The organism is Microbacterium sp. NPDC090281, assembly GCF_044769635.1.
Classification (GTDB): domain Bacteria; phylum Actinomycetota; class Actinomycetes; order Actinomycetales; family Microbacteriaceae; genus Microbacterium.
Genome location: NZ_JBIVYH010000002.1, coordinates 923,003 through 937,067 on the forward strand (window position 1 = coordinate 923,003; position 14,065 = coordinate 937,067).

Genomic DNA, 14,065 nt, shown 5'->3' on the forward strand with positions numbered 1-14,065 from the left:
TCCTTCGTCGACCTGGTCAGGGGAGCCCGCGCCGTCGTCGAGGCGGGCTCCCCTGCAGGATGATGCTTACTCGGCGGGCTTCAGCTTCGTCAGGATCTGCACGATGTTCTGCTGAGTCGGGTCAGCAGATGCGTACGGGTCTTCCTCCGACGGCCATCCGACGTAGTTGCGGGTGTTGAACTCGCCCAGCAGCGGGTGCGCGCCCAGCGGGATGGCCGGCACCTGCTCGGAGAAGATCGTCTGCAGCGTGTCGAGTGCTGCCGTGCGCTCGTCGTCCGAGGAGGCGTTGGCGTAGGAGTTCAGCGCGGCTGTCGCCGTCGGGTCGTCGAATCGGCCGAAGTTGAAGCCGGCCTTGCCCTCGGGCGAGATCCAGCGCGGGTCCATGGTCGAGGTGTAGAGGCCATAGGCCGTTCCGCTGTCCTCGAGCCAGTGGATGATCGCGGAGAACGTGCCGTTGTCGCGGGGGTCGGCCCAGCCACCCCAGTCGGGCATGTCGATCTTGACCTCGGCGCCGATGGCCTCGTTGACGTCTTCGGCGATCAGCTCCTGCGCCGTGTTCCAGTCGCTCCATCCGGAGGGGACGGAGAGCGTGAACGAGACGGGGGCACCGTCGGGGTCGATCAGCGCGTCGTCCTTCCAGGTGTACCCGGCCGTGGTGAGCAGGTCGCGAGCCTTCTCGGCGTCGACCGCGTACTCCACGTCTTTGAACTCGGGCTGGATCTCGTCGTCGAGGATCGACGAGAGTCCGGTCACCGACCAGACGGCCTCGCTGGCGCCCTCGCGAGCGATGTCGACGTAGGCGTCGCGGTCGATCACCCAGGCGAGCGCCTGCCGGAAGGCCGGGTCGTCGAACGGCTTCTGCTGCAGGTTCATGAACAGCGTCGCCGAACCGGTGGTCGGAGCTGCCCAGAACTTGTTGTGCTCGGGGTCGGCCGAGAGGAACTGCTCCTTGATCTGGGGGATGAAGGCCTGAGCCCAATCGGCGTCGCCGTTGGCGAGGGCCGTGGTGAGCGCGGTGTTGTCGCCGTAGGAGACGTAGTGCAGCTCGGGCACCGAGAGGTCGCCGCCCCAGTAGTCGTCGCGGGCCTCGAGGGTGACCGATTCGGTCGACCAGTTCGAGAGGACGTAGGGGCCGGTGCCGACGAGGTCGTCGCCCTTGACGGGGTTGGTTGCCGGGTCGTCGAGGTTCTCCCAGATGTGCTTGGGGACGATCGGCACGTGCAGGGCCCTGGCCTGGTTGACGTACTTCGAGGCGGCGAACGTGATCACGACGTTGTCGCCCTCGACCACGGCGCTGTCGAGCTGGAGGCCGGCGGTGTCCAGAGCCGGGGTGGAGGCGAGCTCGTACGAGTAGACGATGTCGTCGGCGGTGAAGGGCTTGCCGTCGCTCCAGGTGACGTCCTTGCGCGGCGCGACCGTGAGGACCGTGTAGTCGTCGTTCCACTCGAGGCTCTCGGCGAGCCACGGGGTGACGCCGCGGTCGCCGGTCTGGTTCACGAGACCGAGCGTCTCGAAGATGACCTTGCCGTAGCCGTACTTCGAGGCGGACGAGTCACCGACGTAGGGGTTGTTGGATTCGGTGGTGATCGCACCGTCGGGCTTCGCGATCGTCAGGGACGCGGAACCGGCGCCATCGTCGGATCCACCGCCTGCCGAGCATCCGGCCAGGGCCGAGATGCCGAGGGCGGTGATCGCAGTCGCGGCGATCAGAGACTTTCTGAGCTTCATTGCTTCTCCTAGGGCACGGTCGTTGTGCTGTGTCGCCGGTGGATGGGGGTCCCTCGGCCGTTGTGATTTGCTTACTGTCGAGAAAGTAAGCTCCCGTGAGGTTACCGAGTAGTAAGTTGGATCGCAAGCACAGCTCAGCGATGGAGAGGAGGCCGCGGTGGCAGACAGCGACCAGACAGTGCGCGTGCGCCCGGCGACTCTCGCGAAACGCGAGCAGATCCTCAAGGCAGCCGTCGAGATCTTCGGCAACAAGGGGTCGACGAACGGCACCCTGGCGGATGTCGCAGAGCAGGTCGGCATCACCCACGCGGGAGTGCTCCATCACTTCGGATCGAAGCAGAAGCTGCTGCTCGAGGTGCTGGCCTACCGCGATCAGACAGATGTCGCCGAGCTCGCCAAGAAGCACATCCCCGACGGGCCCGAGCTGTTCCTGCACCTGGTGCGCACGGCCTTCGCGAATGAGAAGCGACCGGGCATCGTGCAGGCCTACACGGTGCTGTCGGCCGAGTCGGTCACGGACGACCATCCGGCACGCGGCTTCTTCGAAGACCGCTACACGACGCTGCGCCGCGAGGTCACAGCCGCGTTCCGCGAGTTGTGCGCCCAGGAGGGCGTGCGCGATCCCGACACGATCGCCGAGGCCGCGGCCGCGATCCTCGCCGTGATGGATGGTCTGCAGCTGCAGTGGCTCCTGCATCCCGAGATCGTCGAGCTCGGCGGGGCGAGCGAGTTCGCGATCCAGGCGATCGTCAACGCCGTGCTGCGTCCCGGCCCCGAGCTGAAGACCTACGTGCACCCCGCCTGATCCCTCGGTCGCGCACCCTCGGCAACCGACGTCGGCCCGGCTAGGCTCGGGCCATGACGATCGACCTCGAAGCGCTCTACATCGACCTGCACCAGCATCCTGAACTCTCGTTCCAGGAGACGCGCACCGCCGGCATCGCCGCCCAGCACCTGCGCGACCTGGGTCTCGAGGTCGAAGAGGGCGTCGGCGTCACCGGTGTCGTCGGCGTGCTGCGCAACGGCGAAGGACCCGTCGTGTGGGTGCGAGCCGACATGGATGCACTCCCCGTCGAAGAGCAGACAGGCCTGTCGTACGCGAGCACCGCGAAGGGCGTCGACCCCGCCGGTACGACCGTTCCCGTCATGCACGCGTGCGGCCACGACATGCACGTCACCGCCATGGTCGGCGCTGTCGAAAGGCTCGTCGCCGAGCGCTCCGACTGGTCCGGCACCCTCGTCGTGCTGATCCAGCCGGCAGAGGAGTACGGCGCCGGGGCGCGCGCGATGCTGGACGACGGGATCCTCGACCGCTACCCGAAGCCCGATGTGGTGCTCGGCCAGCACGTGACCCCGCTGCCCGCCGGTGTGATCGGTGTGCGCAGCGGCACCCAGATGGCCGCCTCAGACGGACTCACGGTCACCCTGCACGGTCGCGGCGGACACGGCTCGCGCCCGCACGCCACGATCGACCCGGTCGTGATGGCCGCGGCCACCGTGATGCGCCTGCAGACCATCACCTCGCGCGAGATCGACCCGCAGGGCGTCGCGGTCGTGACGGTCGGCTCGATTCACGCGGGACTGAAGAACAACATCATCCCCGCCGCGGCGAAGCTCGAGCTCAGCCTGCGCTATCCGAACGAGAAGACGCGCGAGAAGGTGCTCGCGAGCGTCGAGCGCATCGTGCGGGCCGAGGCCACGGCCTCGGGCGCCGAGCGGGAGCCCGAGATCCGCACCGACCACACGCTGCCCGCCACGATCAACGACGAGGATGCCACGGCACGCGTCACCGCCGCCCTGCAGCGCGCACTGGGCGAGGCGGCCGTCATCGACCCCGGCATGTTCACCGGCAGCGAGGATGTCTCGTGGTTCGCCCGCGACGCCGGCGCGCCCCTCGTGTTCTGGTTCTGGGGCGGCATCGACCCCACCCGGTTCGCCGAGGCCGTCGCCGCGGGCCGCCTGGGCGAGGACATTCCCACCAACCACTCGCCGTTCTTCGCACCCGAGATCCACCCGACGATCGAGGTCGGCGTGACCGCGCTGTCGGCCGCGGCACGGGAGTTCCTCAGCTGAACATCGAGCTGAACCGGGCACGCGTGCTCACCTACGGTGTCGTCGCCTTCGGTGGGGGACTGACTCAGAGCTCGTGCTTGCGGGCTGATCTGTGCAGGTCAGGCAACGTGCGCCCATTCGCGCACGGCGGCGCGAATCGCTTCAGAGCGCGTGGCGATGCCCTCAGCCTCAGCGCGCGCTGTCAGTGCGGCGATCGTGGACGCATCGAGCCGCACGGGGATGACCACCCCTGGACCATCACCCACGGTCGGTCGACCGCGACGCGGCTTGGGGAGCTTCGACAGGTCATAGCCGGCCTCGGCCTCATCCGCCCACGCCTGAATCTGCTCGTCAGTGACGGGCTTGCCGTGCAACAGGTGCTCGCTCATTTCATTAGTGTATACGAAAGTATGGCAATTGTGTATACGAAAAGAATCCCCGCCGCTTCACAATGCAACGCTCACACCGGTGCGTCTGGCTTGCGCAGGAAGATATGCAGGCCAGGAGCCTTTCGATCGGTCGGCTGCTCCACGAGGAGATGACGGCGCAGGAGGTTCGCCATCCCCGCGGGAATCGGATCGATCGCGTTGGTCTTCTTGACGTCTTGGGAGCCGAAACCGGCCAAGAGCGTCACGGACCTGGTGCCTGTGCCCCTCACCTCGACCCGGGCGTAGTCCGTGTCGACACGGATCAGCACGCGAGAGATCGACGCCCAGGAGAGCGCTCGCGCCGCCGTGGCTCCGCTGATGCGGATCCCCTCGTCATCCCACTCGATGACGTAGCGCTGCCTTCGCCAGGCGAAGACCCACAGCAAGGCGAGCACGATGATGATCGCCAGGCCACCGGCGATCAACACGACACCAGATCTGCCGAGCATGATCTCGGTCTCCAGGGAGAAGGCGATCAACGCTCCCGTGGCGGCAGCTCCTCCCACGATGATGCACCCGACGATGATCGCGACCAGCTGGAGCATGGACACTCGTGTCGCCCGGATCGTCAACCGGTATCCGTCACTATCCCGCCCGATCGGCTCCCACATCCCCGTCAACCGCCGTTCCGGCGAAACGTCGGACGGTCCAGCACTGTGTTGTCCCAGACCCAGGTCGCTCGCTCCTGCGGTCGGGCTTCGGCGAGGTAGAGACGCTGACCCCCGACGTATCTCCGGTGGGAGGGAGCCTCCGGGTCGGCGTCATGATTCCCCGGGAATCGGGCGTTGCCTCGGGGGACGCTGACTTCGAAGGGGGCATGGACCCAGACTGTGGCGTCCCATACCGCTGCGAGCTCGGGACGCTGGAGGAAGATCCCATCGACGAGCACGACTCCCGATGAAGGGACGGCGATGCGCACGGGGTCAACGGGTTCGTCACGACCGACGTCCCAGACAGCCGGGGTGATCGACCCGTGCGCGCGCAGGGCATCGACGACACAGGCGCGAAACGCGTCATACCGGTAGGAACCGGAGTAGAAGCCGTCCGGGCCGACACCCGCAGCGACACGGTCGGCCTTCGGGCGATGGAATCCGTCGATGCTCACGCAGACGATCGGCCTGCGAGCGCGCAGCCGCGCATGTTCTGCGAGTTCGCGCGAAAGGTGCGATTTGCCGGCCCCGTCGAAGCCGTCGAGGGCCACCAGGATCCGATCGTTCTGACGAAGGCCCTCGATCTCGTCCCAGAGCTGCGCCAGCACTGCCGAGCGCGAGTACGTGGTGGGCACGCCCCGCTCAGCCACCGATCGCGTTCATCCCGCGTGCCGGCTGCAGGAAGGAGGGATCGTCGATCGCGTGCCCCGGCAGCTTGCCGTGCACGCAGGAACGCAGCAGCGCAGCGATCTCGTCGTCGCGTTCCCCCGGCGCGGAGGCGGACTCCCCGCGCAGCAGCCCGGTCAGGTCGTACTCGGCGAGCGAGAACAGACAGTTGCGCAGCTGGCCGTCGGCGGTCAGCCGCAGGCGGTCGCAGGCGCCGCAGAACGGGGCGGTCACCGAGGCGATCACGCCGACCTCGTGCGGCCCGCCGTCGATCCGCCACTTCTCGGCCGGAGCGCCACCGCGACCCTCGATCGGCTCGAGACGCCAGCGTTCCCCCAGCGACGCGAGGATCTCCTCGCGTGTGACCATCGAGGCACGGTCCCAGGTGTGTCCGGCATCCAGCGGCATCTGCTCGATGAATCGCAGCTGCGCGCCCACGCTCATCGCGAACTCCACGAGGTCGACCAGCTCGTCGTCGTTGACCCCGCGCATGGCGACCGCGTTCAACTTGAGGGGGCGGAGTTCGGATGCCGCGGCGGCGGCGATGCCCTCGAACACGTCGTCGAGACGGTCGCGGCGGGTGAGGTCGGCGAAGCGCTGGCGGTCGACCGTGTCGATGCTGATGTTGAGGCGCGTCAGCCCGGCATCGATCAGTTCGGGAAGCTTCTTGGCGAGGCTGATGCCGTTGGTGGTCATCGCGACCTCGACCGGGCCATCCTCCCCCTCGATGCGGGCGATGCGCCTCACGACCTCGACGATGTCGGTCCGCAGCAGCGGCTCGCCGCCGGTGAGCCGGAAGGTGCGGATGCCGAGCGCCGCGGCCACCTCGGCGACCTCGACGATCTCGTCGGTGGAGAGGATGCTCGTGCGGGCGAGCCATTCGTTGCCCTGCTCGGGCATGCAGTACGTGCAGCGCAGCGAGCAGCGGTCGGTGAGCGAGATGCGCAGATCGCGATGCACGCGGCCATGCGTGTCGACGAGACCCCCACCGAGGCCCGAGGCGTGCGGCGCGGAATCGACGTGCGGCGCGCGCACGCCGATCACGACCGGTACGGCCGTCATGGCGCTCCCACACTCCCCGTCATCGTTCGAGACTAACCCGCGGACCGCCACCGAGGGCCGTCTCGACGACGACGACCGGCAGATTGCCAGAGTCCGAAGCGCCCGGCAGCGGCTCCCCTCAATGCACCGGCACGAACCGCACACGGTCCGGGTCGACCCGCAGGTGGAGCGGATCCCCCGGCGCGAGCCCCACGGCTCCGGCGAGGGAGACATCGACCGCACACGACGTGGTCTGCACTCGAACACCCGCAAGGGTGGACTCGAGTCGGGTGACTTCGGTGCGCCAGGCATCCGCGTCCCCTGCCTCGACCACCTGCACATGCTCGGGACGGAACACCGCCGCGAGAGGCACACCCTCGACCGCGGCGAGCGCGCGTGAAGCGGCATCCGTGCTCACGAGTCGCAGGTCACCGCTCTGCCAACCACCATCCGCAGCCACGCCCACCAGACGGTTGACGCCCGCGATCGAGGCGACGAAGCCCGTGGCCGGGGCCGACAGCACCTCGCGGACCGGCCCGCTCTGCGTGACCCGGCCTGCCTCGACGACGAGGAGCCGATCCGCCAGCGCGACCGCATCAGCGGCATCGTGCGTGACCGCGATCGTGGTGATCCCGGTCAGCTGATCGCGCAGCATCTGCCGGATGTCGCCCGCCGTCGCCGGGTCGAGCGCCACCAGCGGTTCGTCGAGCAGCACCGCGCGGGGGGATGCGGCGAGCGCTCTGGCGACGGCGACGCGCTGTCCCTCTCCACCCGAGAGTTCCCGCGGCATCCGATCCCCGGCGCCGGGGAGGCCGACACGTGCGAGCCATTCATCGGCCGCCTCTCGCGCCGCTCTGGCTTCCTTCCCCGCCGCGCGAGGGCCGAAGGCGACGTTCTCGCGCACGGACAGGTGCGGGAACAGTCGCGCGTCCTGCCCGAGAAGCACGATGCCACGGCTCATGGGCTCAGTCCGCACCCGTGGTGAGGCGACGCGGTCGACCACGCGTCCCGCGACCTCGATCTCTCCTGCGCTCAGCGGTTCGAGTCCGGCGAGCGCCTGCAGCAGGGTCGACTTGCCCGCACCGCTCGGCCCCATGATCGCGACCGTCTCGCCGACGGCGACCTGCACCGCGACCTCGACGGCGAAATGCTCGCGCTCGACCACGATGCGCGCGCGCAGCCCCGAGTCGGCAGCGCGACTCTCCGTCGGGGTCATCGCGCCGCCCCCGGTCGCCAGCCACGCACGAGCAGCAGCACGACGATCGCGGTCGCGAGCAGCAGCAGAGCGAGAGCGACCGCTGTGCCCTGCGAGACCCCCGCACCGTTGAACGCGGTGTAGATCGCGAGGGGCATCGTCTGGGTGACTCCCGGCCGGTTTCCGGCGAACAGCGCCGTCGCCCCGAACTCGCCGATGGCCCGCGCGAAGCACAGCACGACGCCGGCGACGATGCCGGGCGCCGCGAGCGGCAGGGTGATGCGGCGCAGGATCGTCCATCGTCCGGCTCCGAGTGCGGCTGCCGTGCGCTCGTAGTCCACGCCCGATGTGCGCACCGCCCCCTCGACGGCGAGCACCAGGAAGGGAAGTGCGACGAAGGTCTGTGCCAGCACGACGGCAGGGGTGCTGAACGACAGGCCGAGTCCGCCGAGCCATCCCGCACGCCCGAACAGATAGAGCAGAGCGACGCCGCCCACCATCGGCGGCAGGACCAGCGGGACCGTGACGGCCGCTCGGAGCATTGCAGCCAGCCGAGGTCCGGAGCGGGCGATGTACAGCGCGAGCGGCACCCCCACGATGAGGCACAGCACGGTGGCCACGAGACCGGTGCCGAGCGAGAGCATGAGCGCCGAGAGAGCAGCCTCCGACGTCACATCGGCCAGGAAGGTCGACCACTGCACCCGCGCGACGAGTGCCGTGAGCGGCAGGATCAGGAAGACCAGACCGATCAGCGCAGGAACCGCGAGCGCACGTGGAGCGTAGCCCCGTGCGCCGGCCGCACTCATGGAGCCCCGAAGCCGAAGTCCGCGAGGATCTTCTGCCCCGCCTCCGACAGCACGAACGCCACGAACGCGTCGGCAGCCTCAGCGTTCGGCGCATCGGAGAGCGCCGCGATCGGGTAGTGGTTGACGACCTCGTCGGCGCCGTCTGGCACGATCACCTCGACGTCGTCACGTCCGATCACGTCGGTGGCGTACACGAGTCCGGCATCGGCTTCGGAAGCGGCGACCTTCGTGAGTACAGCCGTCACGTTCTGCTCGAGGCTCGCGGCATCGACCGTCACACCCGCCGCCGAGAGCAGCTTCGCGGAGGCCGCGCCACAAGGCACCTCCGGCGCGCACAGCACCGTGGTCACACCGGCCAGATCGGCCAGGGTATCGACACCGCCGGGGTTGCCCGCCGGCACCGCGATCACGAGGGTGTTGGAGGCGAAGAGCGTCGGGTCGACCGCGACATCGGCCGCCTTGTCCATGTTCGCCTCGTCGGCGGAAGCGAACACATCGGCCGGTGCACCTTCGAGGATCTGCGTGACCAGGGTCGATGAACCGTCGTAGACGGGGCTGAACTCCACATCGGGGTTCTCAGCGGTGAACGCCTCGCCGATCGCGTCGAAGGCCCCTGAGAGGGATGCCGCGGCGTAGACCGTGAGCTCGCCGCTCACGGTGCTCTCCTTCGCGGTCGCCGACGGTGACGGGGTGTTCTCCGCGGCAGCTGCGCAGCCGGTGAGGGCGAGCGCTGCGACGGCGAGGACGGCGACGGCGGAGCGGCGGAGCGTGCGGTTCATGTCAGCCTTTCGGTACTTCGACGACGACCTGAGTCGCTTTGACGGATGCGGTGGCGAGCGAACCGACCTCGAGCTGCAGTTCCGTTGCAGCTTCCGAAGACATCAGCGAGACCACGCGATGTGGTCCGGACTGGATGTCGATCTGCGCCATCAGTCCGTCGATCTGCACGCGGGTGACGATGCCGACGAATCGGTTGCGGGCGGAAGAGACCACGTCGCCTGCGATCTTCGCCTCTTCGGCGAGGGCCACGGCGCGCGCGGCGACCGCATCGCCGGGGATCTCGGACGGCGCCGCATCGGTGACGGGCAGGAGCCCCTGCTCGATCCAGCGCCGCACGGTGTCGTCGCTCACTCCGAGCAGCTGAGCGGCACGAGCGATCCGGTAGGTCTGCATGGCGTGAATCTACCGCATATGCGGAGAAACTCCTCGAATAAATCCGAGATTGCGACCGCCGCCTCAGTATGTCCACCGAATGGCCTATACCGCATACGTCAGATTTCCGCGAAGATGGCTGTTCGACGCACTGGAGGGGCTCTCGACGATGACGGCACCGAATCAACCGACGGACGACCTGTCCGACTTCGCCGAGCTGATGACCCACGAGCAGGAGTTCCTCTCCCCTCGCGATCGAGTCGATCCGGAGGTGCGCCGGAAGCGCAGGCGGCGGGGGCTCATCATCACGGGGGCCTTCATCTTCCTGCTGCTGGCTGCGGCCGGTGGGTACATCGCGTGGGCTCTCACCACTCCCGTGAATCCGCCGACGGTGACCACCCAGACGCCGCAGGTCCCGACCGTCGAGGCTGCGTCGATAGCCACGCCTCCGGCGGGCGCCTCGGCGCTCAGCGTCGCCGGTGCAGACGCCTATCTGGGCGAGGGAGCGAGCGGAATCTGGTCGTCGAGTGGAACCGGCGATCCCCTCCCCATCGCGAGCATCACCAAGCTCGTCACGGCATTGGTCATCCTCGACGCCGTCCCGCTCGCCTCCGCCGACGACCCAGGCCCCACGATCACCTTCAGCAAATCCGACCACGACCTCTACGACCGGTACTACGTGATGGGCGCGACCATCGCCCCCATGCCCACGGGCACCTCGATGTCGCTGCACGATGCCCTGGCCGCCATGCTGATCCCTTCGGCGAGCAACTACGCCGAGGCGCTGTCGTCCCGGATCTTCGGATCGCAGAACGCGTTCCTCGGCGCGACGCGCGATTGGCTCTCCGCCAACGGGCTCGCCGGAACGACGATCACCGAGCCCACCGGCATCAGCCCCCGCAACACGAGCACGCCGTCCGACCTCCTGGCGATCGGGAAGCTCGCCGCCGCGAATCCAGTGATCGCTCAGATCGTCGCGACCCCGTCGATCTCGCTCCCCGGCGCCGGTCAGCTCCACAACACCAACGGCCTCCTCGGAACCAGCGGGATCACGGGGCTGAAGACCGGCACGCTGGGCGAGGGCACCTACAGCCTGCTGTACACCGCGACCCTCGTCGTTGGCACCGCCGATCCGCTCGCAGTGACCGGCGTCGTTCTCGGAGGATCATCGCGCGAGTCGGTGAACACCAGCGTGATCGCCACACTGGACAGCCTCCGTAACGGTTTCCACGCGGTGCCTGTCGCGACATCCGGGCAGGAGGTCGGCACGATCGCGACGCCCTGGGGTTCCACGGCCCGGCTGGTCATCGGCGAGGAGGCATCGATCTTCACCTGGTCGGATACACCGATCACCGTGACGATGGACATCAAGACCCCGCCGACCTATCGAGATGGTTCGGCGGTGGGGACCGTGACCTGGACCGCGGGCCCGAACACCGTCACCGCCCCGGTCGAGATCAAGGGGAGCATCGACCCGCCGTCCGAGTGGTGGCGGCTCACCCACCCGTCCGAGCTCGGCTCGATGACGGATGCCCGAGACTGAGACACCATGCAACTGCCGGGCATACGCTGAACGCATGCAGCCCCTCGTCGCCCCCGCCGCCGCGCTGGACCCGGAAGAACTCGTGCGCACCGCGCGGCACGCCGTGCTCGCCGGTATCGGCGAAGAAGGGCAGCGCCGCCTGAACGCCGCCCATGTCGCGGTCGTCGGTGCGGGAGGCCTCGGCTCACCGGTGCTGCTCGCACTGGCTGCGGCGGGGATCGGCTCGATCACCGTGATCGATGATGACGTCGTGGAGCTGACCAACCTGCAGCGCCAGCTTGCACACCGCGTGGAAGATATCGGGACCAGGAAGACCGCCTCAGCCGCGCGCGCGATCACCGCGCTCGCCCCGCAGACCGTCGTGACCCAGGCCGCCGAACGCCTCGACGCCGCCAACGCTCGGCGCCTGCTCGAGGGTGCCGACGTGGTGGTCGACACGAGCGACTCCTTCGCCACCCGCCGCGACGTGGCCGCTGCGACCGAGACGCTCGGGCTGCCGCTCGTGTGGGGTGCCGTGCAGGAGTGGCACGCGCAGGCCACCGTGTTCTGGTCGCGACCGACCGAAGGAGACCCTGTGGTGCTCACCGACCTCTTCCCGCTCGACACCGAGGGCGAGCCGCCCAGCTGCGCCCAGGTCGGCGTGCTCGGCGCCCTGTGCGTGCAGGTCGGCGGGATGCTCGCTGGCGAGGCGATAAAACTCGTGACCGGAGCGGGCGAACCGCTGCTCGGACGCCTGGCCATGATCGACGCACTCACCGGTCGACAGCACGAGATCGCGATCCGGTCGGCTGCAACAGCGTCGGCATCGGCGGTGTCGGCATGAGCGGCCGTCGGACGGTCGAAGAGCAGCTCGACCGCGTGCTCGACGCCGTGCAGGTGCTCGAGGCCGAGACGCGCCCGGTGCGGGATGCTGCGGGGCGCACCCTCGCCGATCCGGCGACTGCCGCCCACGACATCCCCCTCTTCGACAACTCGGCGATGGACGGCTTCGCAGTGCGCGAGGCGGATGTCGCCGGCGCATCCGAGGAGCATCCGGTCTCCCTGCGAGTGGTCGCCGACCTCCCAGCCGGCATCGCGACCGACCCTCCTCTCGGCCGAGGTGAGGCTGCCCGCATCATGACCGGTTCGCCGACCCCGACGGATGCCGACGTGATCGTGCCCTTCGAGGACACCGCGGGCGGGCTCGCCGATTCCCTCGGCGAGGTACAGGTGCTGCGGGCGCCGGCCAAGCCCGGCGTCTTCGTGCGGCGCCGAGGGGCGGATCTGCATGCGGGCGACGAGGTCGTGCTCGCCGGCGAGCGCCTCGGGGCCTTCCAGGTCGCGGCCGCCGTCGCCGCCGGCATCGCCGAGGTCACGGTGACGCGTGCGCCTCGGGTGGCCGTGGTGTCGACGGGCAGCGAGCTGCTTGCCCCCGGCGACGCCCCGGAGCGCGGTCGCATCCCCGACTCGAACGGTCCGCTGCTGGAGCAGCTGGTGGCGGATGCCGATGCCGAGGTGGTGCTGGTCGCGCGCGTTCCCGACGAGGCCGACGCCGTCAAGGCCGTCACCGCCGAGGCCACAGCGCTCGGGGCAGACGTGATCGTCTTCACGGGCGGCGTCAGCGCCGGGGCTTACGAGCCCGTGCGCGGCGCCTTCGACGGCGGTGGCGAGGTCGAGTTCAGCGCCGTCGCGATGCAACCGGGCAAGCCGCAGGCCTTCGGGGTGCTCGAGACCGGGTGCCTGGTCTTCGGGCTTCCGGGAAATCCCGTGAGCGTGGCGGTCTCGTTCGAGGTGTTCGTGCGACCTGCGCTGTTCGCGATGCAGGGACGCACTCAGATCCACCGCCCGCGTGCGCCGTTCACCGCCGACGCGTCGTGGACGCCGCCACCCGGTCGTCGCCAGTACCTTCCCGCCGTCGTCGATCTCGCCGCGCGCACCGTGCGTCCGGCCACCGCCGGCGGATCGGGTTCGCACCTGGCCGGCGGGCTCGCCCGTGCACACGCGTTCGCGATCGTGCCGGCGGAGGTCGAGACCGTCGCCGTGGGCGATGTGATCGATGTCATGCTGGTCGGATGAGCTTCCCTCACCTTGACGCGGCGGGCCGCGCACACATGGTTGACGTGACCGCGAAGCAGCCGACCGTCCGCACCGCGACCGCCCGAGGCTTCGTGCGCTGCAGCGACGACGTGATAACCGCCCTCCGCGACGGCACCGTGCCGAAGGGCGACGTACTCGCCGTGGCGCGCATCGCCGGAATCCAGGCGGCCAAGTCCACCCCCGCGCTGCTGCCGCTCGCGCACGTGATCGGCGTGCACCGGGCGAGCGTCGACCTCGAGATCGTCGACGACGGCGTGCGCATCGAGGCCACGGTGGGCACGGCCGACCGCACCGGTGTCGAGATGGAGGCACTCACGGCCGTGTCTGTCACCGCCCTGGCGATCGTCGACATGATCAAGGGCGTCGACCGCGCCGTCGTGATCGAAGACGTGCGCATCGTGGCGAAGTCGGGCGGACGCTCTGGCGACTGGGTGCGCCCCGGCGAAGCCAACCCCTTCGTCGAATCCCGGAACACCGGAGACGCCCGATGACACGCGTACGCTACTTCGCCGCGGCCGCCGAGGCCGCAGGCACCGACAGCGAGGAGCGCGGCGAGACTTCGCTGGTCGCGTTGCGCGCGGAGATCGTGGCCGAGCATCCGGCACTCGCCGGCATCCTGCCGCGCTGCGCGGTGCTCGTCGATGGCGTCCGCACCGACGGCGACCTCGCCCTCGACGACGCCGAGCTCATCGACATCCTCCCGCCGTTCGCCGGCGGTTGACGCGAAC

General features: G+C 69.2%; 16 protein-coding genes. 7 read left to right on the forward strand and 9 right to left on the reverse strand.

Going from position 1 to position 14,065, the window contains the following annotated elements:
- Positions 1-66 precede the first annotated feature (66 nt).
- Complete coding sequence (locus ACIQTX_RS18555; RefSeq protein WP_402975040.1) at positions 67-1,728, reverse strand: ABC transporter substrate-binding protein; 1,662 nt, start codon at positions 1,726-1,728, stop codon at positions 67-69.
- Positions 1,729-1,885: 157 nt separating this feature from the next.
- Between ACIQTX_RS18555 and ACIQTX_RS18560 the strand changes: the two genes are divergently transcribed.
- On the forward strand, positions 1,886-2,533 hold the full coding sequence (locus tag ACIQTX_RS18560) for a TetR/AcrR family transcriptional regulator (RefSeq protein WP_402975043.1): 648 nt from the start codon (positions 1,886-1,888) through the stop codon (positions 2,531-2,533).
- A gap of 53 nt (positions 2,534-2,586) precedes the next feature.
- Entirely contained in the window at positions 2,587-3,801 is a 1,215-nt protein-coding gene (locus ACIQTX_RS18565; protein WP_402975046.1) for an amidohydrolase, read from the forward strand.
- A gap of 98 nt (positions 3,802-3,899) precedes the next feature.
- Here the strand turns inward: ACIQTX_RS18565 and ACIQTX_RS18570 are convergent, their stop codons facing one another.
- From ACIQTX_RS18570 to ACIQTX_RS18605, 8 genes are all read right to left on the reverse strand, one after another.
- On the reverse strand, positions 3,900-4,169 hold the full coding sequence (locus ACIQTX_RS18570) for a ribbon-helix-helix protein, CopG family (RefSeq protein ID WP_402975049.1): 270 nt from the start codon (positions 4,167-4,169) through the stop codon (positions 3,900-3,902).
- Between the two features lie 71 nt (positions 4,170-4,240).
- On the reverse strand, positions 4,241-4,753 hold the full coding sequence (locus tag ACIQTX_RS18575) for a hypothetical protein (protein ID WP_402975052.1): 513 nt from the start codon (positions 4,751-4,753) through the stop codon (positions 4,241-4,243).
- Between the two features lie 71 nt (positions 4,754-4,824).
- Positions 4,825-5,508 (reverse strand): uridine kinase, encoded by a 684-nt coding sequence (locus ACIQTX_RS18580; protein ID WP_402975055.1) that lies wholly within the window; start codon positions 5,506-5,508, stop codon positions 4,825-4,827.
- Positions 5,501-6,586, reverse strand: coding sequence for a GTP 3',8-cyclase MoaA (gene moaA, locus ACIQTX_RS18585; protein ID WP_402975058.1), 1,086 nt, complete (start codon positions 6,584-6,586; stop codon positions 5,501-5,503). Before moaA ends, ACIQTX_RS18580 begins: the two co-directional genes overlap by 8 nt.
- Positions 6,587-6,704: 118 nt before the next feature.
- Positions 6,705-7,781, reverse strand: coding sequence for a sulfate/molybdate ABC transporter ATP-binding protein (locus ACIQTX_RS18590; RefSeq protein ID WP_402975061.1), 1,077 nt, complete (start codon positions 7,779-7,781; stop codon positions 6,705-6,707).
- Positions 7,778-8,566, reverse strand: a complete 789-nt coding sequence (modB, locus tag ACIQTX_RS18595) for a molybdate ABC transporter permease subunit (protein WP_402975064.1) — start codon at positions 8,564-8,566, stop codon at positions 7,778-7,780. The genes ACIQTX_RS18590 and modB overlap by 4 nt, the downstream gene beginning before the upstream one ends.
- On the reverse strand, positions 8,563-9,345 hold the full coding sequence (modA, locus tag ACIQTX_RS18600; RefSeq protein ID WP_402975067.1) for a molybdate ABC transporter substrate-binding protein: 783 nt from the start codon (positions 9,343-9,345) through the stop codon (positions 8,563-8,565). The genes modB and modA overlap by 4 nt, the downstream gene beginning before the upstream one ends.
- 1 nt (position 9,346) lies before the next feature.
- Positions 9,347-9,739, reverse strand: a complete 393-nt coding sequence (locus ACIQTX_RS18605) for a molybdopterin-binding protein (protein ID WP_402975070.1) — start codon at positions 9,737-9,739, stop codon at positions 9,347-9,349.
- A gap of 148 nt (positions 9,740-9,887) precedes the next feature.
- Between ACIQTX_RS18605 and ACIQTX_RS18610 the strand changes: the two genes are divergently transcribed.
- The 5 genes from ACIQTX_RS18610 to ACIQTX_RS18630 are packed head-to-tail and all read left to right on the forward strand — an operon-like array spanning position 9,888 to position 14,058.
- Positions 9,888-11,261 (forward strand): D-alanyl-D-alanine carboxypeptidase family protein, encoded by a 1,374-nt coding sequence (locus tag ACIQTX_RS18610; protein ID WP_402975073.1) that lies wholly within the window; start codon positions 9,888-9,890, stop codon positions 11,259-11,261.
- 34 nt (positions 11,262-11,295) lie between these two features.
- Complete coding sequence (locus ACIQTX_RS18615; RefSeq protein WP_402975076.1) at positions 11,296-12,084, forward strand: HesA/MoeB/ThiF family protein; 789 nt, start codon at positions 11,296-11,298, stop codon at positions 12,082-12,084.
- Positions 12,081-13,316 carry a gephyrin-like molybdotransferase Glp gene (gene glp / locus ACIQTX_RS18620; protein WP_402975079.1) on the forward strand — a complete coding sequence of 412 codons (1,236 nt, stop codon included), beginning with the start codon at positions 12,081-12,083 and terminating at the stop codon, positions 13,314-13,316. The genes ACIQTX_RS18615 and glp overlap by 4 nt, the downstream gene beginning before the upstream one ends.
- The gene (moaC, locus tag ACIQTX_RS18625; RefSeq protein ID WP_402975082.1) at positions 13,313-13,828 is read left to right on the forward strand and encodes a cyclic pyranopterin monophosphate synthase MoaC; all 516 of its coding nucleotides are present in this window, start codon (positions 13,313-13,315) and stop codon (positions 13,826-13,828) included. The genes glp and moaC overlap by 4 nt, the downstream gene beginning before the upstream one ends.
- Entirely contained in the window at positions 13,825-14,058 is a 234-nt protein-coding gene (locus ACIQTX_RS18630; protein WP_402975085.1) for a MoaD/ThiS family protein, read from the forward strand. Before moaC ends, ACIQTX_RS18630 begins: the two co-directional genes overlap by 4 nt.
- Positions 14,059-14,065 lie beyond the last annotated feature (7 nt).

Coding starts and splice junctions, on each gene's coding strand:
- ACIQTX_RS18555 (WP_402975040.1), bottom strand. CDS start 1,728: ATGAAGCTCAGAAAGTCTCTGATCGCCGCGACTGCGATCACCGCCCTC.
- ACIQTX_RS18615 (WP_402975076.1), top strand. CDS start 11,296: ATGCAGCCCCTCGTCGCCCCCGCCGCCGCGCTGGACCCGGAAGAACTC.
- ACIQTX_RS18565 (WP_402975046.1), top strand. CDS start 2,587: ATGACGATCGACCTCGAAGCGCTCTACATCGACCTGCACCAGCATCCT.
- moaC (WP_402975082.1), top strand. CDS start 13,313: ATGAGCTTCCCTCACCTTGACGCGGCGGGCCGCGCACACATGGTTGAC.
- modA (WP_402975067.1), bottom strand. CDS start 9,345: ATGAACCGCACGCTCCGCCGCTCCGCCGTCGCCGTCCTCGCCGTCGCA.
- modB (WP_402975064.1), bottom strand. CDS start 8,566: ATGAGTGCGGCCGGCGCACGGGGCTACGCTCCACGTGCGCTCGCGGTT.
- ACIQTX_RS18630 (WP_402975085.1), top strand. CDS start 13,825: ATGACACGCGTACGCTACTTCGCCGCGGCCGCCGAGGCCGCAGGCACC.
- ACIQTX_RS18570 (WP_402975049.1), bottom strand. CDS start 4,169: ATGAGCGAGCACCTGTTGCACGGCAAGCCCGTCACTGACGAGCAGATT.
- ACIQTX_RS18605 (WP_402975070.1), bottom strand. CDS start 9,739: ATGCAGACCTACCGGATCGCTCGTGCCGCTCAGCTGCTCGGAGTGAGC.
- glp (WP_402975079.1), top strand. CDS start 12,081: ATGAGCGGCCGTCGGACGGTCGAAGAGCAGCTCGACCGCGTGCTCGAC.
- moaA (WP_402975058.1), bottom strand. CDS start 6,586: ATGACGGCCGTACCGGTCGTGATCGGCGTGCGCGCGCCGCACGTCGAT.
- ACIQTX_RS18590 (WP_402975061.1), bottom strand. CDS start 7,781: ATGACCCCGACGGAGAGTCGCGCTGCCGACTCGGGGCTGCGCGCGCGC.
- ACIQTX_RS18610 (WP_402975073.1), top strand. CDS start 9,888: ATGACGGCACCGAATCAACCGACGGACGACCTGTCCGACTTCGCCGAG.
- ACIQTX_RS18575 (WP_402975052.1), bottom strand. CDS start 4,753: ATGCTCCAGCTGGTCGCGATCATCGTCGGGTGCATCATCGTGGGAGGA.